This is a genomic window from Micromonospora inositola (genome assembly GCF_900090285.1).
GTDB classification, from domain to species: domain Bacteria; phylum Actinomycetota; class Actinomycetes; order Mycobacteriales; family Micromonosporaceae; genus Micromonospora; species Micromonospora inositola.
Genome location: NZ_LT607754.1, coordinates 6,661,770 through 6,686,593, shown reverse-complemented (window position 1 = coordinate 6,686,593; position 24,824 = coordinate 6,661,770). Strand labels below are relative to the sequence as shown.

General features: G+C 67.1%; 16 protein-coding genes and 1 pseudogene. 13 read left to right on the top strand and 4 right to left on the bottom strand.

From position 1 onward, the window contains the following. Positions 1-142: 142 nt before the first annotated feature. From GA0070613_RS32600 to GA0070613_RS31715, 4 genes are all read right to left on the bottom strand, one after another. Positions 143-2,443, bottom strand: a complete 2,301-nt coding sequence (locus GA0070613_RS32600; protein ID WP_157746630.1) for a hypothetical protein — start codon at positions 2,441-2,443, stop codon at positions 143-145. A gap of 843 nt (positions 2,444-3,286) precedes the next feature. Further along, entirely contained in the window at positions 3,287-4,210 is a 924-nt protein-coding gene (locus GA0070613_RS31720; RefSeq protein WP_197699026.1) for an IS110 family RNA-guided transposase, read from the bottom strand. Further along, the gene (locus tag GA0070613_RS34125; protein ID WP_269459027.1) at positions 4,186-4,308 is read right to left on the bottom strand and encodes a hypothetical protein; all 123 of its coding nucleotides are present in this window, start codon (positions 4,306-4,308) and stop codon (positions 4,186-4,188) included. Before GA0070613_RS34125 ends, GA0070613_RS31720 begins: the two co-directional genes overlap by 25 nt. Positions 4,309-4,627: 319 nt before the next feature. Next, the gene (locus GA0070613_RS31715) at positions 4,628-4,879 is read right to left on the bottom strand and encodes a winged helix-turn-helix domain-containing protein (RefSeq protein ID WP_089015633.1); all 252 of its coding nucleotides are present in this window, start codon (positions 4,877-4,879) and stop codon (positions 4,628-4,630) included. Positions 4,880-5,096: 217 nt separating this feature from the next. Here GA0070613_RS31715 and GA0070613_RS34255 point away from each other — a divergent pair. From GA0070613_RS34255 to GA0070613_RS31645, 13 genes and pseudogenes are all read left to right on the top strand, one after another. Then, positions 5,097-5,462, top strand: a pseudogene (locus GA0070613_RS34255) (hypothetical protein); the annotation flags it as partial. Next, positions 5,459-5,767 carry a hypothetical protein gene (locus GA0070613_RS34250; protein ID WP_089015631.1) on the top strand — a complete coding sequence of 103 codons (309 nt, stop codon included), beginning with the start codon at positions 5,459-5,461 and terminating at the stop codon, positions 5,765-5,767. The pseudogene GA0070613_RS34255 and the gene GA0070613_RS34250, both read left to right, overlap by 4 nt. Positions 5,768-7,384: 1,617 nt before the next feature. Beyond that, positions 7,385-7,570, top strand: coding sequence for a helix-turn-helix transcriptional regulator (locus tag GA0070613_RS31695; RefSeq protein ID WP_089016315.1), 186 nt, complete (start codon positions 7,385-7,387; stop codon positions 7,568-7,570). 873 nt (positions 7,571-8,443) lie between these two features. Then, a complete protein-coding gene (locus GA0070613_RS31690; RefSeq protein WP_089015629.1) occupies positions 8,444-9,241 on the top strand; it encodes a hypothetical protein in 798 nt (265 codons plus the stop codon). Positions 9,242-9,291: 50 nt separating this feature from the next. Further along, positions 9,292-10,419 (top strand): hypothetical protein, encoded by a 1,128-nt coding sequence (locus GA0070613_RS31685; protein WP_331716712.1) that lies wholly within the window; start codon positions 9,292-9,294, stop codon positions 10,417-10,419. Beyond that, positions 10,416-11,903, top strand: a complete 1,488-nt coding sequence (locus GA0070613_RS31680) for a hypothetical protein (protein ID WP_089015627.1) — start codon at positions 10,416-10,418, stop codon at positions 11,901-11,903. Before GA0070613_RS31685 ends, GA0070613_RS31680 begins: the two co-directional genes overlap by 4 nt. After that, positions 11,894-13,210 (top strand): AAA domain-containing protein, encoded by a 1,317-nt coding sequence (locus tag GA0070613_RS31675; protein ID WP_197699025.1) that lies wholly within the window; start codon positions 11,894-11,896, stop codon positions 13,208-13,210. The genes GA0070613_RS31680 and GA0070613_RS31675 overlap by 10 nt, the downstream gene beginning before the upstream one ends. Positions 13,211-13,331: 121 nt before the next feature. Continuing rightward, complete coding sequence (locus GA0070613_RS31670) at positions 13,332-14,588, top strand: metallophosphoesterase family protein (protein ID WP_157746629.1); 1,257 nt, start codon at positions 13,332-13,334, stop codon at positions 14,586-14,588. Further along, positions 14,585-17,584, top strand: a complete 3,000-nt coding sequence (locus GA0070613_RS31665; protein ID WP_089015624.1) for an AAA family ATPase — start codon at positions 14,585-14,587, stop codon at positions 17,582-17,584. Before GA0070613_RS31670 ends, GA0070613_RS31665 begins: the two co-directional genes overlap by 4 nt. A 320-nt stretch (positions 17,585-17,904) precedes the next feature. Next, the gene (locus GA0070613_RS31660; protein ID WP_089015623.1) at positions 17,905-19,467 is read left to right on the top strand and encodes a DUF3375 family protein; all 1,563 of its coding nucleotides are present in this window, start codon (positions 17,905-17,907) and stop codon (positions 19,465-19,467) included. Between the two features lie 121 nt (positions 19,468-19,588). Then, positions 19,589-20,236: a DUF4194 domain-containing protein gene (locus tag GA0070613_RS31655; RefSeq protein WP_157746628.1), complete on the top strand. Its 648-nt coding sequence runs from the start codon at positions 19,589-19,591 to the stop codon at positions 20,234-20,236. Then, a complete protein-coding gene (locus GA0070613_RS31650; protein ID WP_172875938.1) occupies positions 20,229-23,588 on the top strand; it encodes an ATP-binding protein in 3,360 nt (1,119 codons plus the stop codon). The genes GA0070613_RS31655 and GA0070613_RS31650 overlap by 8 nt, the downstream gene beginning before the upstream one ends. Beyond that, on the top strand, positions 23,585-24,784 hold the full coding sequence (locus GA0070613_RS31645) for a Wadjet anti-phage system protein JetD domain-containing protein (RefSeq protein WP_089015620.1): 1,200 nt from the start codon (positions 23,585-23,587) through the stop codon (positions 24,782-24,784). Before GA0070613_RS31650 ends, GA0070613_RS31645 begins: the two co-directional genes overlap by 4 nt. Positions 24,785-24,824 lie beyond the last annotated feature (40 nt).

Here is a 24,824-nt window from a genome sequence, read left to right as displayed (position 1 = left end):
GCCAGCCCTGCGGGTGCCGCGATTGTACCTAGTTGCCGGTCCTGAGTAGCTGGCGGCAGGGCAAGCTTCCGGCCTCGTTGCTGACACCTTCATGCTCGTCGCCATCGAGCCGCTGAGGCATCCACCGTCTACCGCCAACGCGTCAGGAACGTTGCCGCCATATCCCGACTGGGAAGGGTGAACTTGGGAGGTCGTAGTCATGGTTGAAGTCTGAAGTCAATTCCCACGCAAGCCTAGGATTGACGGAGAACGCCATACGTGCTCGTGCAAGCCGGTCCGGCGCCGAGTAATGAGATCCTCCGGCAATCCATTCTAGCCGGTCGCGATCAATAGGGCCGTCAAAGAATCTTGCGATCGTTTCGGCGAAATATAGGTAGGCGGCTAATTCGATGCGTAGTCGCGTTAGTGCTTGCCACGCATCGCCCGCACTCGGTTCGCTTCCTAACCCGCTCGGCGATGCCGTTGTTGATTCTATTAGGAGCGAACGCCGGCCCCGCAATACAGAGGCGACATCACGCGCATCGACAACTCCTCGAGGAAGCGTGGAGAGGAAAATGCCGACGGATGGCTCAAGGGCAATCTCTTGAGCGGCGGTGCGGGCTGCCAAGAACTTTCGATTAATGTCGGTTGCTATGACTCCTGCGGTTACCGAGCCTAGGTCGCGATCCTGCCCCTTTTTCTTGGACAGGTTAACGACAGAACGTGCGGCGCGAATCAAATCGCGCGGAAGACCGCCTGAGAGCGCATGACAAAAGCCGATGAATGGTTCCGGCATGCCGATTACGCGACGCCTTATCAGACGGCGTGACTCGACAAGATCAAGATATGGGGTGGCAACTATGGCGTCGAAGGCGGAATCAAAGGCGTCCCGTAGAGGTAGTCCTCGGCGCTCAAACGCGCTCATTGCATTGTCTGATACCGAGACGATGTAATAGCAGCCTTCAAGCCCGAAGATGCTCTTTATATCGTTGAGAAAGCGCTGAGCATCTTCGGCTGATTCAATCTTGTCCAGCTCGTCGATGCCGATAAAGACTTTCTTGTGTCCAGATAGCTGGCGCAGGAAGTCGGCCAGCCGAGATACGATCTCCGGAAGACTCATTGGTCGTTCGGTCATGGTCACGTTGGATGAGCTAGTGGCCTCGAACCCAACGGGAGGTTTCAATGCTGCGGACCAGCCGTGCGCAACCGACTGCTGGTATGACAGACCAACAAGCAAGTTCTCGGCCATCATTTCGATTTGGGACGGACTTGAATGATATTCGCGTCCAAGAGATAGCTCAACACGCCACAGCCGCCTCCTTGCAGCGCGCGTATAAATGAGGGCGGATAAGCCGGAGGCGGATAGGACTATTAAAAGGACGGCGGACTGGAGGCCGGGGTTTATCTTCCAATCTGCAATCACGGCTGCCAGTTGTATCAATCCCCATGCCAGCGACAATGGCAACAAAAGGCGGATTAAAGAAGTGAAGAAGGCCCTGGTTTCATCGAACTGATTTAATGCCGCGTCGAAAGGAGAGCCATACTTACCCACCTCGGGGGCTAGCTCGCGACAAACGTTGGCGAATAGGTGGATCACAAACTCTCGTGCGTCGTAGCGTACGGGGGCTGCCAAAGTGACGCGAACCGCGTCATCTTCCTCGCTAAGCGGGCGAAAATCCCTCGAGCAGAAGTAGCGCAAGAGCGTTGTTTTTCCGGCGCCGCGAGGGCCGGCCAGTCCAATGCTGCCACTTGGCATTGAGTCAAGCAGTTCCTGTATCTGCGCCTTGGCGTCTGTATCAACGAGGTAGAGAGGGTCCCTTACCTCGGAAAGGCCGTTCGCTCGCTGCACGTCTATATGATTGACGAACGTGGGAAGGCGGGCGTTGATCTCTTCTCTAAGTAGCGGTTTTACTCCGTTATCGCCTACTGCATTGATCCAATTTGCGCGAGCCGTCTTGACATTATCCCGAAGAAACTGGAAGGTGCTGGCAGTTCGCGCTCGTTCGGCCAGCTTACCCCGCCTGAATCTAAGCAATAGGACGACGAGGCCAAGACTGGCAGTGGTGATGATTACTAACATCAGTGCGCCGCGGGTTGTGTCCCAGATTGGACCCAGTTGCTCGTGGCTCAGGATGCCATAGAATATGCCGATGCAGCCATAAAGAATGATTGCTAGCGACATCGCGGTCCCAAAGACTGCCCTGATGACTATCTCGTATCTTGGCGCTTTTTCCCACCGTGCTGCAATTACCTCCTCGGCACCTTGAAGCTCCATTGCGCTCAGGTTGAGTTGTTTTAGTTCCGTCAGGCAGGCACTCTCGATTTCGCTGCGCCGGCTGAGGACTGAACTGAACAAATCCCTTTCGTCGGCCTCCGCTTTCTGTATGCCCGATCTAATCTCCCTGTCATTGTCGAGTACGTGGCGTAGTTGGTGCTGAATTACATCATCGGGCCGTTCTGCCACCGATTCTCCTAGTTTGCGGGACGCCGGGGTACACCAGGAGAATTTAGCGTCTGCACAGTGGAAGTGGGCCCGCCGCCCATATGAGTTGCTTGCCAATGCCAATGCGAGGTGGTCGGCGGTTGACTGACGCATGTTGGTGCGGTATAACCAACGGTTTAGATTGTGGCACATGCGCACGAAACGGAAGCTCCTGGACGTGGCGGGTTTTGTGGCGGCGCAGGTCAAGCCAGGTGACTGCCGAGCGGCTTCCGCCATGTCCACCCCTAAACCGCGTGCTGCGGCCGCCAAGCGTGTCAGCGTCCGGGGACCAGGTGGGGACCACACGGCGTGCGCGATGGTGGCCGGCATGCCGTCGACTGCACGGTCTGACCGTGGGGATGGCGTGTGTGACGTGCCTAGACGTATGGGGAATCGTTCTGGGGGTCATCCCTGAAGAGGCGGGGCCGTGTCAAGCGCGGACGCTGGACCGGTTGTGACCGGTTTGTGTTGGATTCCCGGATTGGTGCGGGCAGGCGTCGGTGAGGGGTCGGGGTCCAGGCTCGACCTTTAGGTCGACCCGCGTAGCGGGTGTGGCCTTGACGCCGGTCCCGAGGCGATCGCACGATGGCGGCGCCGGGAGCAGGCTATGAGGTTGTGGGGGCCGTCTTCTCCAAGGTCCTGAATGGACGTGCGGCATGCCGGTTGGGATCCGGCTGCCGGTCATCCCTTCGCCGCTGTTCGTGCGGCATGGAGTGGTGCGGCCACAGCCAGGGCCGGGTCAATCAAGTAACGCTCGACCGCGTCCCGTGTTCGGGAGGGTCAGACCCCCAGCGACCTCGGGTCCTGGCTGTGTCCGGATCAGGCTCACGCCGGTCGGGTGCTCAGGGCGCGGATATGCCCGTCGCGCAGCCCGTAGAACACCAGCGTGAGTAGTTTTCGGCCGGCGGCGACCTTGCCTATGTTGGATCCCCGGCGGGCGCCGACTCGGATCCGGGTCGCGCCGACCGGGCCGCGGCTGAGCCGTTGCACCGCCTCGATCGCAGCCCAGCGCAGCAGGGGACTGCCTTGTTTGGTGATCTGGCCCCGGTGCACGGTGGTGTCGGATTCCCGGTGGCGTGGGGTCAGCCCAGCCCAGGAGCACAGCTGCTGCGGGCGGTGGAAACGGCTGACGTCACCGATCTCGGCAACGAAGATCGCCGCCAACACCGGGCCGACACCGTCGATGGCCTGCACGGCACGGTATCCCGGATGCCCGGCGAGTTTTGCTGCGGTGCGCCGAGCGACCACGTCGATCTCGAAGTCAAGGGCCTCGATCAACCTGCGCAGCGACACGATCCGTGCGTGGTAAGCCGGGTCCAGGCGCAGATCATCGAGGAGCTTCCCGCCCGCCGTGCCGAACAGATCCGACATCGGCACCATGACGCCCTGCTTGCCGAGCACTGTGTGGACCTGCGCTTTGAGTCCGGACCGCAACGCGACAAGCTTGCTGCGATGACGCACCGCTTCCCGCAGCTCCCGCACCGCCGGCGGCGCGATCCACGCCTCCGGCAACCGACCCATACGCAACAGATCAGCCAGATCCGATGCATCGCGCACATCGTTCTTGACCCGCCGATAGGCGAACCCTTTCACACCCAACGGGTGGGCCAGGTGCACCACCGCGCCGGCGTCCTGGAGCACGTCGACGGCCCAGTACCAGCCGTAGGTCGCCTCCAACACCACCTCGGGTGCTTCACCGGCCTTCGCGATCTCCAACCCCAACGTCAGCGGATCGTTGTCAATCCGCACGTCTCGAGGTGCTCCCCGGCCTGCGTCATCCGCACGATCACCGTGCGCCGCCGATGCAGATCGATACCGACGATCTGCTTGCCGTCATACTCATCCACAGGGGCCTCCATCGTCGTGGTGGACGTAGACAGCCCAAGCGAACATCGCAACCTGGGTGACTGTCACGGGGAGGCGAGGCCCCGCCTCTTCATCGCATCAAGGGGTCGACGAGGACTAGGGCCAAGCGATCGCCAGGTCGCCAAGGGCGAGCCTGACATCAGTCGTTGACATCAACGGTGGCGGCCGAGGCTGGACGAGTGTGCACGGTTGCTTCCGACAAGCCGCGCCGATGGACCCCAGCGGACGTAGCGACTCTTGGCGGAAGCGCCTTACAAACGAGGGGTCGATGCCCCACCGGCGGGCGGCTGGCTAGGGGAACTACTCGGCGACGAAGACGCCCACGCCCGGCAGCGTCTCGGTCATCCCTTTGATCCACAGCACCTGCATGGCGCGGTCGATCACCGGCTCCGTGACCCCGTAGTGCTCGATCAACTCTCGCCGGCTGGGCAGCTTGGAGCCGGGTGGGAACTCCCCGGACGAGATGCGTCCAGCAAGGTCGTCGGCGATCTGCTCATAGCGGTAACGCGGTGGCACGGTGTTTCCCCTCGGTTGGCAACACGAGTAGACCACCTACGTCACCCCTTGACTACCCAACGGTACCTGTGGGAGGTTGCCGAGGAGGTCGATTCCCCCGGTTGGCGCTGTGGGCCGTCCTCGCCGGCGTGGATGTCCGGCGCATCCCTGCGATCGGGCATCCACGCCTCCGATAGCTGCGGCAGGAGGAGCTGGCAGTGCTCCCTTCACCTTGGCTGGCACGACAGTTCATGGCTCAGGGGTCGAATGATGGGCCGATGAGGCGGGTCCCGTACGACGAGTACGTCCTGGCGGTTGCGCTGACCCTGGCGCGTCGGCATCGGCCGGTCTGGTGTTGGCGGCGGTGGCGGCGGGTCTGCCGGTGCGGAGCCGAGCTGCCGTGCCGCTCCCGGCATCGGATTCCGATCAACCGTGGCCACTGGCCGGGGGAGGAGGAACAGTGAACGACGGGCAGGAGCGGGTCATCCTCGCGGTGCACGTCCGCGGTCTCGACGGCATGTGCGTCGGCTGCCGCGCGTGGTGGTCGCGGCTGGCGCCGTACCCGTGCTGGCAGGTGGAATGGGCGACCAGCCGGCAGGCCCGGACGATCACCGCCCGGTTCCTCGGCGGTGTGCGGTGACCACCCACGGCCCGGTCATGCCGACCTGGAGCTGCGGCGGCTGCGACATGCCCTGGCCCTGCCCGACGCGGAAACGGGAGCTACGGGCGGAGTATGCAGATGCTCCGGTGTCGCTGGCCCTCTACCTCGGTTCGTACCTCGTCCAGGCCACCGAGGACATGCCGTGGACGCCGGCCGGCGTGCTGCATCACCGCTTCCTCGGATGGACCAGGCAGGTCGAGCGACCAACGCCAGCAGTACAGCAGCGAAGTACAGCAACCGTGCCAGCCACATGGCACCGAGACGAGCCGGAGCAACCCGTCTGACCTCGGAAGATACCCCCGCCGCACCCCATCGCCGACAGTTCACACCGAAGAGGTCACTGGTTCGATCCCAGTATCGCCCACCATAAATATATACAGGCAGGAAGCCCGTCGCCGGAGCCACCGGTAACGAGCTTCCCGGCTGTTGCCCCTTAAATTGGGAGCAATTTGGGAGCAGGGGACGCCGGGACCATCCGCTATCTCCTCGGCCGCGGCTGCGGACGCCAGCACAACAACCCGATGCCGGAGCAGTTCTGGCCTCGAGTGAACCCGGCGAGTGGGCAGCGTGTCGAAGGCCAGGGTGATCTCACTGGTTCGGCTCACCATGATCAATACAGTGCTGTCGGCACCCATTCGGTACGGGAGCGTGAGCAGTCAAAGTTCTGCGCCCAGGTCATTTGGGTGAGGCACTCATCGCCTGGCGGAGTCCATAGGACCGTCCTCACCGGATATGCTTGCTCTGCTGTACGCCTCCGCTCATCGCTGCTCGACGATCCTTCCAGCGTCGATTCCGAGCAACCCGAGGCTGGAGAGACCCGCGGACCGGCACGGCGACCGACACCCGCTCGGCCCCGCCGGGTCAATCGCGGGTAGACGGCTACCACGAGTCCGAGCCCGGCAATGACCCAGCCGTCCGAGCAGTCGACAGCGGCTCGCCGCAGTCGCGCCAAGGCCGTCCCGATCGCTTTCTTCAACCTCCACTTGCGGGTCGCTTGTAGACCGCCGCCGTCGCGGATCGACGACGGCCGCAGGCGGTTGTGGCTGGTGCGGCGCAGTCTCGTTCATCAGCGGACTGATGCCGCCGGCACCTGCAAGCCCACCGCTAGCTCACGAACGTGGTCTTGTCTACGTCGACGTCAACGGCGAGGGCTGCGACGAGGACGTCCCTGAGGTCTTCCCACGCCGGCATCCAGTCGGTGACCGTAGGAAGTTCAGCGGCGAACACCGCGCGAGGGGAGGTCGCCACCCTTATCCGGAGGCTCCGAGCGCAGCCAGCCGAGGAACCGGGCGTGCACCCCACGGTTGTCGAGGCCGAGGCGGTGTAGATCATTCAGGGCGTCAGCGAGAGCGAGTGCGAGGTATACGGCCAGTGACGAGCGGGCGTCCCGGTATTCCGCCAGCAGCGCCAGACGGGCGGGGGAGCAGGGCCAGGGGCAGCCACAGCGGCGGCACCGCCAGAGGGGGCGCATCGGCGTGTGGGGGCATCCCGGTGCGCCGCTCACCACTGAACGCCTGCCCGGCGCGACTGCGCGGGCGTCAGGTGCCCCGCCCGCCCAATTGGCGGGTACAGCGCCGTCACCTCCCGTCTCCATAGTGGCGGCGGCACCGAGGCGGCACCCCGGTATGTCGGCGAGGGCTCGGCCGGGGGTACTGGGCCGCGATCGGGGCACGGCCAGGGCAGGCCGCAGGTGCATCGCCGCCATCTCGTCCGCCAACCCCGGCGGTGTCGTGGACCTGTGGGTATGGGGTGGGGTGTCCTAGTCAGCGGCATGTGCTTATCGTTCGTCGATGGCTAGCCCTTGTCAAGATGCATCCTGCAACGCGACCAGTTGCTGTAAGACAGGCTGCGGTTTGACCAGTTACTGCATGGCTACCCTGCGGCCATGCCACGGCACCTGTATGGAGCGGGGGGAGATCGCTGCGCGCCTCGGCGTCAGCCGGCAGCGGGCGCGGCAGATCATCGACCGCCCGGACTTCCCTGGGCCGTACGACCGGCTCGGGATGGGCGCGGTGTGGCTGAAACGCGACGTGGAGGCGTGGATCGCGGAGCATCGCCCGCACCTGGGCGAGCCCGACGAGGAGTAGCGGCAGGCCAACGGCGGGACAGACGGTTTAGGAAGCCGTTGCTCTATCCCCTGAGCTACGAGGGCGCGAGTCGTCAGTCTAGCGACCTGCGGGTTGCCCTGGGATGCCAGGGAGTGGCCGACGTTGACCTGCGTCGTCCCGGCCGGCCGGGGGTGGGCGATGACCACACATGGACCACACGGGGCGCGCCAGTGACCATGATCATTGACCCCGGTTGACTCCAAGCGGCACCGGTTGACCCAGCATGGCGCCGGCTGGAGAGCACACACCACGCATCATCGAAGATCAGCAACAGCTGGCGTCTCACAACAGGCACACCAGGCTATGGCGCTCCCAGCGAGGCTGGCGGGCTTGCCAACCGGCACGTGGCGCAGTGATAGACGACAGGGCGCGCCCGCGGACGCCTTCCTTGGGGTGCCAACCAGATGAGGGACCTTGGCGTTGACGACAATTCTCCTGGGCAGTTCCCGACCTTGGAGTCCGACCCGCTCGGTATCACAGCAGCGACTCGTCGCGACCCCCTCTGCCCAAGACACTGCCCGAGTCGACGGCTGTCAGGGCGATCATCCTGGCCCGGGCTCGTCATGGGGACGATCTTCAGGCGGCGCTCCTGAGGCGACGGTCACGGGTGATGATCAGCCAGCCCCCGGGTCCACGCCCTCCGGAATCCAGTCCGCGCCCTCGGTCGAAGCCGAGGCGGCGGGCACGGCGAGCGCTGGCGTTTATGGATGACAGCAGGGCTCTGCAAGTCCCTACAACCGGCCGGCCACGAACTCAGGCCGATGACCGGCCGGCGCTCGCGCCATCGAACGGACAAAAATCTGGAAGCCCATGGAACTTGCTGGAATGCCTTGGGGCGGTTAAGGTTTCGTCGTGGCCGACTCGATGGATGCTCTCGAGCAGCGGATCGATGACCTCCGGGCGGAGGTACGGCGATCCGCGATGGCGGGCGACCGCGCCCGGGCCAATCGACTCCGCTCCGAACTGCGCAAAGTGGAGGCGGAGTGGGACGCGACCCTGGCCACCCTTGCCGGGCCGGAGCCGCTCGAGGACGCGGCGATGGCGCCGACCGCACCGCTGCTGCCCGTCCGGGAGCAGGTGCACCAGGCGCTGACGTTCCTCACGGTCCCGGCGGCGCCGAAGTTGATCGTCGCTCTCCATAACGCGCTCTTCGGCGGGACGCTTGCGAGTGGGCAGTTGACCAGCCTTCGGCGGGACGAGGAGCGTTCGTTCAAGACAAACCGGCACGGTCGGCCGTACTACATCTGCGCGGCGTTGACGGCCGATCGGTTGTCGCCCGCGCGCGGGCTGTTGGCGGTATCGACGTGGTCGATGGAGGCGCGCGTCGTCGGACCACTGAGCCCTCGCGTGCACTTTCTCAAGGCAGCCATCCGGGTCGCTGAACACCTTCGGCAACCGGAGTGGGCGACGCTACCCGCGCGTCGGCTGTTGTGGGAGTTCGCCGCCAACATCCCTGGCGGGGCACGGACGTTCGACTCCATGACCCCGGACGCCGTCCAGCACGCAGCACGCACAGAACTTGAAGTTCATGAGGACGCCGACCGTTCGCACCGCGAAGCGGCCGCTCGGCGGGTCATCAAGCTCGACGATCTACAGCAGATGTTCGGCACCACACTCGGACTCGCCCCGGCAACCATGGGCGAGGGGTAGACGCCACCGCTCCGCTGTTCGATCGCACTTCCCACGCGAAGGAAGGGCACGTGAACGATCTCAAAGCGCGTCTCGATGCGCTGCGGGGGTCAGAAGAACGCCGGAAGCTCAACGCCCGCGGGCTCGCCGCACTCACAGCCAACCCCGGCTGCCAGCGGAGGAGCGTTCTGGACGCTGCAGGCATCGACAAGCAGATGCTCGGCTCGGCGCTCGGCTTCGCGATGTCGGCGGACCAGTCCCAGTTCGCCCTCACGCGTGGCACCGCGTTCGAGGCGCAGGTCAAGGCCAACGGATGCGCGCAGCTGCTCACGCTCCTGCGCGAAGTGCTCGGCCTGCCGCTGGCCGAGGTCTCCTACGACGATCTGGAGACCGTCGGCGGGAACGCGAGCCCCTCGGCGCGGCACCGCCACACCGTCCGGCTGCTGACCCAGGCCGGCTCGCTGGCCGAGGACGCTGGCACCCTGTTCGACCACCCCTTGCTGGAACTGGTGGTCGCGGGCTATCCGGTCTACCTCGAGCCGGACCTGATCGCGTTCCGGTTCGACGGCCAGTTCTACATCGTGGAGATCAAGTCGTTCGCGGTCGTCGACGGGCAGGCGCCGGCCGCCTCGGTGGCGGCCGCCGAGCTGCAGGCTGCCGTCTACGTGCACGCCATGCGGGAGCTGCTGCGCTCCCGCGGCCTGGATGAGCAGCTCGTCGCGCCGGAGGTCGTGCTGGTCTGCCCGAAGGACTTCAGCAACCGGCCGACCGCCGTCAAGGTCAACATCACCAACCATCTGAACGCGGTCCGGCGGCAGCTGTCACGGATGCAGGGCCTGGACGCGATCGTCGCCATGATGCCCGCCGGCGCGACTCTTGACCGGTGGCGCGACCCGAATCGGCTCGATCCACGGCCGGCGGAGGAGCTCAAGCGCACCCTGCGCATCGTTGAGGCGCGTTACGTCCCGCAGTGCCTGAGGACCTGCGAGATGGCGAAGTTCTGCCGCAGCGAGGAGCGTGGGTCGACCGCGGCGCTCGGGCGGCAGGTACGCGAGGAGCTGGGCGGGCTGGAATCGGTGAGCGAGGTGGTCGGGCTGGCCACCGGAGCACGGATCCCGGCGGATGACCAGGCCGAGCAGGCGCGGCTGCTGCGACTCGCGCACAGCTACCGCACCGCGTTCCTCGGCGGTGCTGCATGACGCTATTGACCTCCCTCGGGCGGGCGCTTGCCGTGGACCGTGGCCAGGCGCAGCGGATCACCACGGTCCGGCACCTGCACGTCAGCTCGACACCGCTGGTGTTCGTGCCGTTGAAGATGGCCGGCGAAGCCAGCGCCCCCATGGCCGCCATGATCGGCATTGACCGGGAGAACCCTCGGATGCTCGTCGTGGCCCAGCCGCGCAACCGCGACCAACGGTTCGCCTTCGCACACAACCTGGCCCGGCTGCTGTTCGCGGAACTTCTGCCGATGACCTTGCACCGGCCTCCAGTACCCGGCCAGCCGCCGGACGGCCCGCGTCGCTGCGCAGACGCGCCGCAGATCTGGGTACCCAACCGCGCGGGCGTGGAGTTCGTGCGCATGCTCGGCCGGTCCACCCGCTTCCGAAAGACCACGGGCCAATGGGCGGTCCCGGCGAACGTCCCGCGGATGGGTAAGTGGCTGACGTTCTACGCCGATCGGGTGCAGTACCCGGGCTCGAGCCTGCTCGTGCCGGCCACGGCGGCGCTGTCGGCGCACTGGGCCACGGGGCAGAGCAGTGAAGAGGACGAGCATCTCGGCACGGTCCTGGCATGGCTGGACCCCGGCGGAGACCTGACCGGCGCCGAGGCTGCCCAGATCGTGGAGGACCCGGTGGATCACCCTCCGGCCGGGCCGGCGACGGACCCCACCTTTGACAACACGGTGCTGGCCCCGCTGGTCCGGCGCTACCACGACAACGCCGACAACAGCGTGGAACGCGCCCGCGTGGAGTCCCGCATCGAGTCCGCGCTGCACGATCAGCTGATCGGGACGTGGCAGCGGGTGTGGCAGGCGATCGACCTGCTCGCCGCGATGGAGCCCGGTCGCCACGTCGCCGAACGGTGGGATCACGACTTGGACGCGTTCACCCGCACTGCGGATTGGATCGAGAACAGCCCGGCGACGCAACCGAAGCGCGACTCGGCGGTCACCGCCGCGATGCGACTGTACGAGCTGGAACGCGCACAGGCGCGGTACGAGGCCCAGCGGGCCTTCGACGACCCCCTCGTCATGGCGGAGGTGCGGTTGGCGGGCGAGGCCTTCGTCGGCACTGTGACGGCCGCCGAACCTTACCGCCGCATCGGGCGGCGCAACCTACCGCTGATCACCGTCGAGACGGCCGACCCGGTACGCCTGCCGGTGGGCGAGAACCGCCTCCGCAGCCCCGCTCGCATCGGACAAAAGGCGGAATTGGTGTCGATCGCCGAGGTTGGTGACCGGGTGCAGGTGGTGCTGGAGCTGTCGGAGGGCATGGGCAACGGGCGCGAACCAAAGCCGGGCAGTGTCCCCGAGCTGCACGAGGAGGTGTGCTACAGCCTGCTAACCACCAAGGTGCGGCGGATGCCAGCGTTCCCGCGACGAGAGGAGACGCCGTGGACGCATGGTGGGCCCCCGGCTGAGTACGTGCCCACGGATGAGGACGCCCAGGAGGAATGGCAGTGACCACGCCGACCGTCTCCGACGTCGTCGATGACGCGATCGACCGGCTGTTGAACGGACCGCACCGTGGCGTCGTGCTCGACTCGCCTCCCGGGGCCGGCAAGTCCCGGGCGGTCGTGCGCACCGCCGTGCATCTGGCCGCCGCGGGGGAACCCGTGCGGGTCGTCGCGCAGACCAACTCGCAGGTCGACGACCTCGTCCACCGCATCGCCGAGGCTGCGCCCAGCCTCTCGGTGGGCCGATACGCCGCAAAGGATTACGTGCCGCCGGACTGGCTGCACCGACCGGGCGTCGTCATTCGCCAACGGCTGCGTGACCTGGCCGACGTGCCGATTGTGGTCGGCACGGCCGCGAAGTGGCTGGATCCGGTCGTCGAGCAGCGGGGGCCGTGGGCCATCATCGACGAGGCGTACCAGATGCGCTCGGACACCCTGCTCCGCCTGGCGTTCATCTTCGAGCGCGCCTTGTTCGTCGGCGATCCCGGCCAGCTGGACCCGTTCTCCGTCGTCAACGTCGAGCGGTGGACCGGCCTGCCGTGGAATCCGATGCAGAGCGCCGTCGCGGCCATGCTCGCCAACAACCCCGAGATCAAGCCGCTGCAGCTGCCGTACTCCTGGCGGCTGCCCCCGTCGGCGTCGACGCCGGTGTCGGCGGCGTTCTATCCCCACGTGCCGTTCCAGTCGGCGCCCGAGCAGGGGCCCCGGCGGATGTGGCTGCCCACGAACGGGCTCGGCGGCGTCCACGACCACGCCGTCGAGCGGGCCGCCGAATCCGGTTGGGCTTATGTCGAGCTGCCCGCCCGGCACACGCTGCGCACGGACGCCGAGGCCGTCGAGCACGTCGTCGCCCTCGCCGTACGCACCTTGGAACGCGGCGCCATGGTCGAGTCCCGGAACGAGCCCGATGGTGCGCCCGTGCGATCGGACCGGGTCGCCATCGGCGCGGTACACCGTGACCAGGTCGCCGCCATCAAGGACGAACTGACCCGCGTCGGTCACCCGGCCATCCGCGTCGACACCGCCAACCGGCTGCAGGGCGCCGAGTTCGACGTCGTGGTGGTGCTGCACCCCCTGTCCGGGCGCCGCGACGCCACCGCGTTCCACCTGGAATCCGGACGGCTGTGCGTGCTGACCTCCCGACACCGCCACGCCTGCATCGTGGTCGGACGGGCCGGCATCGCCGAGCTTCTCGACGCGCACCCGTCGGTCGACCCGGTCCCGCTCAACACGAAGCCGAAGTTCCCCGACGGCTGGGAAGCCAACCACTCCATGCTCGAGCACCTCATGCGGCACCGCATCCGAGCCGCCTAGACCAGCACCAACCTCCGCCACGCGATCAGCACCCGGATACCGGCCGATCGCGCGGTACCCCCCTGCCCACACACCGGCGATGCCGAGCCACCGCCGCCACCACCACCGGGAAGAGGCTCCGATGAAGGTTCTCCACACCTCCGACTGGCACCTGGGAAGAACCACCTGGGGCCACAGTCGCAACCAAGATCACGAGGTGGTCCTTGACGAGATCACCGCCATCGCGGCCGCCGCGCAGCCCGACCTCATCCTCAACACCGGCGACCTCTTCGACCAGCAGCGGCCGCCGGTGCAGGCGATGAAGCTCGCCACCGACGTCCTTCGCGCCCTGTCGGCGATCGCCCCCGTCGTCGTCATCTCCGGCAACCACGACTCTGCGCCACTGCTGCACTGGCTCCACGGGCTGCTGCGTCACGGCGAGCGCGTCCACATCGTCGCCGACCCCGACGCCGTGCGTGTGGGCACCGTGCTCCGGTTCCCGGTCGGCGACGGCCGGTTGCACCTCGCCGCCCTGCCGTTCATCACCGCGAACCGCATCGTCACCGTCCTCGACGATCCCAGCGCCCGGCGCAAGGCCTACGCCGCGCACATCGCGGCCGTGCAGCGCGAGCTGCTGCATCGCCTGCATGAGGACTTCGACCCGGCCAGCGACGTCAGCGTGTTAGCCGCGCACCAGTACCTCGCCGGCAGCGTTGCGTCGCGCACGGAGAACCCGAATCACACCTGCGACTTCTACGCCACCGACCCGGAGCAGATTCCGCCGGTGGACTACGCCGCCTTCGGGCACATCCACAAGCCGCAGGAGCTGCCGGGCCATGTCAGCGGCGCGTACGCCGGCTCGCCGATCCAACTCGACTTCGGCGAAGTCGGGGAGGCCAAGAGCGTCGTCCTCGCCCACCTTCACCCCGGCAACCCGGCCCGCATCGAACGCCTCCCGCTGCACGCCGGGCGGCGACTCGACGTCGCCACCGGCACGCTCGACGAGCTCCGGGCACGCGCCGACTCGATCAGTACCGAGATCTGCCGCATCGTGGTCCACACTCCGAGCCACGAGCCGGACCTGTCGCGGCAGATCCGGGCGCTCTTCCCCGACGCCACGATCGTGCAGATCGACGAGAACGCGGCGGACCGCAAGCTCGACCTCATCACCCCAGACACGCCCGCCGGGAGCGAACCGGACAACGTTGCCATGTTCAGCGCCTACCTCGCCGAGCAGGGCACCCGTGCGGCGAGCGCCGATCGCGTGCTCGAGCTGTTCGGCACCCTGCTGCACCACGCGGGCGACGAACTCCCGCCGGCTCTCCCCGTTGAGGAGCTTCTCGCCGAGGACCTCAGCGCCTTCACCGTTCCGGCCGAGGAAGACGAGGCTGCCGCATGAAGCCCCTGGAACTGACCTTCACGGGCCTGCGTTCCTACGTCGAGCCCCAGACGGTCGACTTCACCGGCAAGACCTTCATCGCGATCCTCGGCGATACCGGGTCCGGCAAGTCCACCCTCCTTGATGCCATGTGCTACGGCCTGTACAACCGGTGCAGCTGGTACGGCGGTAGCGTCTCTGATCTCATCGCCCACAGCGGTGACGGCACCCTCAGCGTGGCCTTCACGTTCCAGGCCAGCACCACGGTGTGGCGGGTGGAACGCTCCACCAGCGCCCGCGGGGCCGCGCTGCACAGGCTGACCGACGTCGACGCCGGCACCGTCGTGGCCACCGGAGCGGGCGCCGTCACCACTCAGGTGCGGCGCATCATCGGCCTGGACTACGACACGTTCCTACGGTCGGTCATCCTGCCGCAGGGCCGCTTCCAGGAACTGCTGCGCATGCGCGACCGGGACCGGTCGACGATCTTGAAGTCGCTGCTCGGACTGGACCAGCTCAGCGCGGTCCGCGAACACGCCCTCACTTTGCATACCCGCCTCGCGAGGCGCCTGGGCCAGTACCGCGAACGACGCGTCGAATTCATGCGCGACCCTGTGGCGACGATCCGGGAGGCCACCGAGCGTCAGCGCGCCGCCCAGGAGCGCCTCGGCCTCCTTCAGGCTGCCCAACACGCCGTAGCGAAGGCGGCGGAAGCCGCGTCCGCGGCCCGCGCCCGCCACGCCGCCCTCGACAAGGCCCGGGCCCGACTTGTCGACGCGACGCCCGCCGACGCGGCGGCGAAGTACCAGGCCCTCCTCGCCCTTGCCGGCGACATCGCCAGCCGGCGCGAACAGGTCGACCGGGAGCGGCACGCACTCGACCGGCAGACGCAGCGGCTCCAAGCCGAGCTCGACCAGGCTGATGCCGAGGGCACCGGCGTGGAAAAGACCGCCTCAGCCGTCAGCACGCTCATCCACCTCGCCGAACAGGTGCCCCAGCTCGACACTCAGGCCGAGCGGCTGGAGAAGGAGGAGCGCGAGGTCCGCGTCGGCAAGACCGTGCTGGACAACCGCAGGAACGACGTCGCCAACCGCAAGGAGAAGGTCGCCCTCGCCAAGCGCGCCGCCGACGAAGCGACCGGACGCGTCACCCTCGCCGAGGCAGCACACCGGGTCGCGGCGGGTGCGCTCGCCGCCTTCCGACAGGCCACCGACGCCGCCCAGCACGCGGAGGAGCAGCTCACCGCCTATCGAGACGAGGTTGCCAAGCTCAAGGCGCACGCGGCGGACGCGTCTGCAGAGGCCCGCGAGGCCGAGCGTGCGGTAGAAGCGGCCGAGGCCGAGGACGCCCGCGCGCGACGGTTAAACGCGACCGCCATCGCCGCGGACGGATGCGGACCCGGGGACGCATGTCCGGTGTGCCAGCGGGAACTGCCGGAGGACTTCACCGCACCCAGCGACGCGACCAAGGCGGGCGCGACCGCACTGCGGGCCGCGCAGAAGGCCGCGAGGCGCGCGACCACGGAGGAGGCCGCCGCAACCGAACGAGCCAAGATCGCCGAGAACAAGACGCTGGCCGACGCGCTCAACGAGGTAAAGGCCGCCGCCACCAACCTCGACCAGGTCACCGCCGATGTCCGCGCTGTGTTCGGCGACGTCGACCTAGACGCGCCGGATGAGCAACTCCTGCACCACCATGCCGCGGCTGTCCAAAGCGCTGCGGCCGACCGGGAAGCGGCCGAGGCCACCCACGGTGAGGCGCACGACGACTACACCCGCGCCGACTCTCAGGTGCCCGTATTGGAAGAGGAGCAGGCACGGCGGCAAGCCGCCCATGAGGAGGCGCAGGCCGACCATGAGGCCACCGTCGTGCGGCTCAACCGCGCGGCACGCGGCGTACCGCGCGCCTTCCGCCCGGCCCACGGACTCCTGCTCGCGGACATCACCCACCAGCGTGACCGCGCCCAGCAGCGGCAGGACGAACTCAAGCAGCTCTGCGACCGGCTGAACGACGTGCGAAGCCGCGTGGCCGAACTGCACACCGCGTCGGGACTGCTCGACACCGAGGTCAACACCCACGTCACCCGTCCCGCCGCTGACCTCCGCCGCCAGCTCGACACCCTGGCCGACCGCGTCGCGGACGCCGGTGCCCTCCTCGACGCCACTGGGCATGCTCTGCGCCCCAGCGAGATCTCCCTCGCCGACGAAGCCGCCTGGGCCACCTCCCTGATCAAGCACACCGTCGTGCTGGTCGCCGCATGCCGCGAGCAGGCGGAGGCCGCACGAGTGGCGGCCGACGCGGCGGGGCAGGCGGCTGAGCAGGCTCGGCGCGACTGCCAGGCCGACGACGACGACCACCTGGAGCGGCTCGTCCGGGTGGCGAGCACCGCCGAGCACAACGCCGGCCGTGACCTCAGGCGGGCCACGGCACACCAACCACTGGCCGCCGAGCTGGACCGCCGGATCCAGGCGGCCGAACCCACGGTCACGGCCTTGGGCGACCTGGCCGCCTTGCTCACTGACGGAAAGTTCGTCGCCAACGCCGTCCGACAACGACAACTTGCTCTGCTAGGCGCCGCTAGCAAGACCCTGCTGACCATCTCCGGTGGCAAGTTCGGCTTCGCCGAGAACTTCCGCATCATCGACACCGGAATCGGCCAGGCGCGCGACGTGAAGACCCTGTCCGGCGGAGAGACCTTCCAGGCGAGCCTCGCGCTCGCCCTGGCCGTCGTCGAACTCGCCAGCCGGGCCTCCGGCCGGGTCGACTCCCTGTTCCTGGATGAGGGATTCGGCTCGCTCGACTCCGGCGTCCTGCAAGACGCCCTCAACGCCCTCGCCGCGCACAGCACGGCCGGCCGACTCGTCACGATCATCAGCCACATGCGCTCGATCGCTGAGATCACCGACCACGTCCTCGTGGTCGAACGCACCTTCGCCGGCAGCCGGGCTCACTGGGCCAGCCCGGAGGAGCGCGAGCAAATCATCAACGACGACCTCAACCGCGGGCTGCTGTCGTGACCGCACTCCCTCTACGAACCAAACCTGCACCGCGGCGACCGACTGGGCAGACCACCCCAGCGGACGCGTCAGCGGACGGCCGCCTGGATCTTCGCCATTCCTGCCGGTCGGCCCGATCCCGTACAGTGCGTGCCGTCATGGCTACCTATCGATGGAACGCCGCCCGGCCCCGGCCTACGGTCGCCAGCAACACCGCGGCTGCCCCTCGCGACACCGCACTGTTGCTGGCCGAGGCGGCGGCTGCCCCTCCTGCCTGCTCATCACACCCGGTCGGCGCCGGCCCCGCCCGGGCCCGCGCAAGGAGGGGCGGGTGATGGCCCATGGCGGCTAAGTCCGCCGAACAGCTTTTCCACGAGTTCCGCAGCAACTCCGCCGCCGACGTCACGATGTCGCTGCTGCGCTCGCCCCACGCGCTGGTCACCCTCGCCTTGATGGCGGCCCACCTCGGAGATGGGCAGATCGTCGACGGGCAGACACTCGCCGCGCAGCTCAACGCCGACCTGCCCGTGCTCCTGCGCGGCTACACCGGAGATGACGAGGAGCCCGAACCGGACGCCCTCATCGCCGACATCCCCGACGCCGACGTCCTGCTGACCCGCTGGACGCGCAAGGGCTGGCTACACCGCAGCGTCGACCCCATTACCCGCATCGAGCGCTATCAGCTGTCCACCGGCGCCGGTCAGGCCGTGCGGCAGATGCGAAATCTCCAGCGCCACAGCTCGGTAGCGACCGAGTCGGCGCTGACGATGGTGATGGCGGAGATGCGGCAGATCGCCACCGACGCCAACCCCGACCCCGTCGCCCGCCGGGAGGCCATCAACGACCAAATCGCGGCGCTGGTCGCGCAACGCGACGCCCTCGACAAGGGCGAGCTGCCCACCGTCAGCCACCGGGAACTCGTCGACCGGCTGACCGCGGTCGTGCAACTCGTCGAACGCATCCCAGCGGACATCGCCCGCTACGGCGAACTGATGCACGACAACGCCGCCGCGCTGATGCGCCAGAGCCTGACCGACGACCCGGCCGAGTTCGCCGATTCACTGCAGCGAATGTTCGACGGCCACGACATCATCGCCGAGTCCGCCGAAGGGAAGGCCTTCACAGCCTTCGCCACCGTCATCGCGCGCCCGTCCCAGCGCTCCCAGCTCGAGGCCGACATCCAGGAGATCACCGCCCAGGTAAGTCCCCTCCCCGCGCACCTGGCCGAGCCGCTGGCCGGTTTCATCGACGCGATGTGGCAACGGGTTCAGGAGGTCGAGGAGGTCCGGGCGATGGCCTTCCGCCGCATCAGCACCTTCGTGCGCGGCGGGGACGTCCTGCACTACCGGAGCATGCGCACCCGCATCGCCGAAGCGCAAGCGGCCGCCGCCGCGGCGTTCCAGCGGCTGCATGGAGGGCGCGACATCGGCTTCATCGTGCCCGCCGGCGGCGTGAACACGGCCTCGGTCGGCCGGCTGAAGCTGCATCCCGGCACCGCCGCCGTGCCGGACCCCCTCAGCGCCGCCGGCGGTGACTTCCCCGTCGACCCGACAAGTGCCCGAAACCTGGAGGCCATCGACTGGGCGGCGCTGCGCGCGGCCGTCCACGCCGCCCTCGCCGCACACGGCGGGTTCGCCACCCTGCCCGAGGTCCTCACCTACCTACCCGCCGGGCGCACCGGCGACGTCGTCGCCCTGTGGTCGCTGGCCACCCGCTACGGCGACGTCGACCCCACCACGACCACCACCGTGCAGGTCCGCACCCGCGACGGAGGCCGCGACCTCACCGTCCCGTACCTCGTCTTCGGCGCCGAGCTACCCGACCTAGCGCCGTCCCCGCACCCCCACGGCTCGGCGCCTAGGGCGCCGGCCACCTTGCTGGAAGGCCTGCACAATGTCCACTGAGCCGCAGCCCTCGTTCGAAGACATCTTCGGCCCCGAGCTGTTCGACGACGCCGGACTGACACCCCCAGCGGGCCCGCTGCTCGATCCGAACGAGTTCTTCGCCGGCTCCGACGGGGAGACAGTGGGGACCCTGGTCACCGGCCCTGGGCCGCAGCCACGCTTCGACGGCGACACCAGCCAGCTGCCGGCCGAGGTGTGCTGGACGCTGCAGGAACTCGTGGCCGCGCCGCACATCAGCGACAAGCAACGCAAACACTGGCCCGTGGTCCTGCAGTACGAGGACGTGCTGCGCAGCCGCCTGTCCGAGCTCGGCCTCATCCTGGAGATCAACCGCGAACACCGGCACGCCTTCACCCGGCAGGCCGACGACCCCAATCCCTTGAGTCGCACGATCTTGCGGACCCGGACGTTGAGCCTGGCCGCGAGCGCGCTTGCTCTGTACCTGTACCAGCAATACCTGATGTCGCCCGACGACCCGGTCGTCGAAACCGCCGACATGCTCGACCACATGTTGGCCTACAAGCGCCCAGGCGACACCGACGAGGCCGCCTTCCACAAGAAGATCATGACGGCCATCAAGCTGCTCGACGACGCCGCGATCATCAAGCCGGTCAAGGGCACCACGCGGTATCTGATCTACGGGGTCATCACCTCGCTGCTCACCATCGAGCGAGTCGAGGCGCTGCGGGAGCGGTACCTGGCGATTGAACGCGGTGAGGCGATCGGGGTGGCCGATGTCGAGGCCGAGGAGGAGGACACCCATGCCTGACCGCCACCGCAAGCGGACGGTGCACCTCGGGCAGTACCGCCTCACGCGCCTGCAGGTGGTCAACTGGGGTGCCTTCTGCGGCTACAAGTCGATCGACGTTGACGAGCGCGGCGTGCTGCTGACCGGTCTGTCCGGCTCCGGCAAGTCCTCCCTGCTGGACGCCCACTCCGCCGTCCTGCTGCCCAGCACGGACCAGCGCTTCAACGCCTCGGCCGACCTCACCGCGCGTGGCGCCAAGCAGAGCACTCGCTCCATCGCCGACTACGTACGCGGCGCCTGGTCGGAGAACCACGACGAAAATGATCAAGCGCATGTGCAGTACCTGCGCGGCGGCAAGCCCACCTGGTCGGCCATCGCGGCGACCTACGACAACGGCCTCGGCTCTGTCATTACCGCCGTGGTGGTGAAGTGGTTCACCGGCACGGAAACCGACGGCGGCTCCCTCAAGTCCCTGTACCAGCTCCACGAGGGGTACTTCTCCCTCGAGGTCCTGGAAGAGTGGGCCGCCCGGCGGTTCGACACCAGATGGCTCAAGGCGACGTATCCGCCACTCGACGACCCCGGCTCCAACCAAGGCAACTACATCCAGGGTTTGGCCCGTCGGGTGGGTCTCGGCACGTCAAAGACCGCCATCTCGCTGCTCGGCAAGGCCAAGGCGCTGAAGAACGTCGGCGACCTGAACCTGTTCATCCGCGACAACATGCTCGACAAGCCCGCAACCTACGCTGCCGCGGCGCGGATGGTGGCCTCCTTCACGCCCCTCAACGACGCATTTCAAACCGCCGAGCGCGCTCACCGCCAGGAACGGGTCCTGAGAGACGTCCCCGAATTGTGGGAACAGTATGGGGAATCGCGCACCTCCCTTAACCGTACGCGGCAATTGCTGGGCGATCCGCTCGAACGATACCTGCGCGGCGCACACCTCCACGCCGCCGAAGGTGAAATCGAGCGCATCGACGAACGCTTGGAAGAGCTGGACCAAACGCTCGGCATCGAGGAGAACGAACGCGAAAAACGGTTCAACGAGTTCAAGCTCCTCGACAAGCAGTGGGAAACCGACGCCGAGGCGATACGCGGCTTGGAGTCGGCGCTCAGCGTCGCCGAAGCTGAAGACAAGGCGGCCAAGGCAGGTTACCGCGCCTACAGTGGAATCGTGACTCGGCTTCAGCGCGAAGCTCCGACCACGGCTGATGCGTTCGCTCAGTTGAAGGCCGAGCTTCCCCGCATTCTTGAGACCGCGCAGACAGCCGAGACGGACCTGAAGAAGTCCGGATACGACGTCGCGGACGCCCTCAGCGAGGCCCGGCGGGCGTACCGGGAAAAGCAGGAGGAACTGGAGGCGCTGCAGTCGGCGCCCACGTTGATTCCAAAGCGGGAAGTCGCCCGACGCCTGACCATTGCCCACGGCGCGGGCGTGCCTGTGGCAGATCTGCCCTACGTCGCCGAGCTCGTCGACCTCGCGCCCGACGAGGACCGGTGGCGGCCGGCCGCGGAGAAGGTCCTGCGCAACTACGGACTCCGCCTCCTCGTGCCGGAACACCATGCAGCCACGGTCCGGCGGTTCATCGACGAGAACGACATGAGGGGCATCGTCGAGTACAGCACCGTCACGGCCACCTCCAACCATCAGCCCGCTCTCCGGCCTGGCACCCTGGCCACCAAGTTGATCGTCGATGAGAGCCACCCTTACCGCACGTGGCTGGCAGCCCAGCTCGCGCGGCGCTTCGAGCACGTCTGCGTTGAGACGGCCGATGACCTCGACGAGCACCGCTTGGCCGTGACCGTGCGCGGCACGCTGAAGCTGCCCGGCAACCACTACCGCAAAGACGATCGTGAGGAGGTCACCAATCCGTCCAGCTACATCCTCGGCGTCAACACCATCGCCAAGCGGGAGGCGCTGAAGGCCGAGGTTGACGCCCTCCACGAACAGCGCCGCATCGCGACCGAGAAGGCGGACGAGCATCAGAATCGCCTGCGTGCGACGGAAAACACGATCGCCGCTGTGCGCCAGCTCAATGACTATTCCGCCTGGGCGGTCCTCGACAAGTGGGAGACGAGTCGCCGCATTAACGAGCTGCAGCAGCGCATCGAGGCGATCCGGAACGAGAACGAGGATTTGCGACGCCTGGAAAAGGAGCGCAACGACGCGCAGGACCGCCATAGGGCGGCCGAACAGAAATGTGCGGGAATCCGCAATGAGATCGAGGCGCTCACCAAGCGAATGCCCCGACTCGTCGACCTCCAAGAGTCGTTGGAAAACCATCCGCACGAAGTCGATGACCCCAGCGACCGAGAGTTTCTGGACGAGGTACTGGCCGCAACGGCGGTACCCCTCAATCCGGAAGCGTTTCAGCCTGTCGTGGTCGCCATGCGCAGAGAGTTGACTGCGCGCCGTGACGCGGCCGACGGCGATCGGAAGGTGGCTCAGACGAAGCTGGAGTCGTCCATCAAGGCGTTCATCGAACAGTGGCCCGACGCCGCGCCCGATACCAGTGGTGACGTCGAACGCAGCGGTGCAGACTTTGTGGCCCTGCATGACGAAATCGCCCGGCGGCGCCTGCCCGAAGCGATGGATCGATTTCAGCGACTGATCGCCGACGACATGGTGCCATCGATCAGCTTCCTCCAACGCGAGGTCGAGAAATCCTCGACCGAAATCCGCAAGCGGATCACCATGGTCAACGAGGGCTTGCAGCGCGTGGAGTTTAATGCCGGAACGCGGCTGCAGATCGCCCACAAGGCGCAGCCGTCCGAGGACGCGCGCCTGTTCCGCAATGCCGTAGACACGCTACTGCGACACGCGCCGGCCGCCCGCAAGGACGCCGAGGCGTCTCGGCTCCAATTCAAGCGGGTCCGGCAGCTGATGGCCCGCTTCACCGCGGACACCACCGACGGCCGTCAGTGGCGTGACAACGTCCTCGACGTGCGGAACACCTACTCCTTCTATGGCCGCGAAGAAGTGATCGAGGATGGAACCACGCTCGCCACCTTCAGCAACACCTCCACGAACTCCGGTGGCGAACAGGAAAAGCTCGTCGCTTTCTGCCTGGCGGCAGCGCTGACCTACAACCTGGCCGACGGCACGGGCGACGGCGTACCGCTCTTCGCGCCGCTCATGCTCGACGAGGCGTTCAGCAAGTCCGACGAAACGTTCGCGGCCCAGGCGCTGAGTGTGTTTCACGAGTTCGGCTTCCAGTTGGTCATCGCGGCTCCTATCCGGATGTCCGGCATCATTGAGCCCTTCATCGGACAGGCCGTCCTCGTGGAGAAGCGGCAACTGCCCGACGGCCCGCGCTCCAACGCCGCCTCGGCGACCTTCGGGCAGCTCGCGGCCCGGCACGACGAGGAATGACCACCGCGATGCGCCGACCTGAGGATGTGATGGCGTGGGTGCGCCGGCGGTTCCAGCAGGACTATCCGACGTGGGCCCGCGGGGCCGGCGCCTGGCCCATGCGCATCCCGCTCCATCCACCGACGACAGACCAACGTTCACTGGACCCGATCGGCTGCCACGCCTGGGCAGACGAGTGGGCGTCGTACCGCGGACCTGGACAGGTCGAAGACACCAACCTGCGCTTCCCGACCGGCACCCACCCGATGCCGCGGGCGCTGATGCTGCGGCATCCGGGCGAGGCTGCCGCCTGCCACCCGGACACCCACGCGACCTGGCGACGATGCGGCCAGCGGCTCACCACGCTGCAGCGGACCTTTCCTTGCGCCGACTTCGCCGGCATCATCCGCCGCATCACCGAACTCGACGACGCGGACTACCAGCGCCTCGCCCGAGCCGCCGCATGGCTACACAACAACCCCGCCTCCGGCATGCTGCTTCGCCAACTCCCCATCGAGGGCCTCGACACCAAATGGCTCGCCAAACATGCACGACTCGTACTGGCTCTCCTCGGCGACAGCGACCAAGATGACGCGGTCGAGGCACCCGCGGCCGCCGGATCTTCCAGCCGCATCCGCCTTCACCAACGCCTCGGGCTCCGCGTACCACCAGACCTCGTCCAAGTCGCCGTCCTCGACCCCCACATTCGCGACGGCGTAGGCGGCATGCGGAACTTCGCCGCGAGCGTGAACGACCTCAGCGCCTGGAAACACAGGCCCCGCACCGTTCTAATCATCGAGAACAAGGAAACCGGATACGCATTTACCGGCGACCGCCCGGGCGTCGCCGTTCTCCACGGCCAAGGCTTCAGTGTCGCGCAGTACGCCCGAATCGACTGGGTGGCCAACGCGGACCGAGTGCTTTACTGGGGTGACATTGACGCGCCCGGCCTACAATTCGTCCATGAACTGCGAGGGTACGGAATCAAGGCGGAAACCGTCCTTATGAACATGGCGACGCTGGAGCAATTCCGCCACCTTGCCGTCGACGGCGCGGGTCCGCAGCGCACCGAGCTCGCGAATCTGAACGCTAGCGAAGCGGCGTTGTTTGCCCACCTCGTCCATCATGCGGCGCAGCACGGGGTTGGCCTGCTGCTGGAGCAGGAGCGTATCCCGTGGCCACATGCATACGAAACCCTCACCCCTTTGCTGTGTTGATGGAGCGCAAGCCACCGCTCGAACATCAGAGCAGCACGAC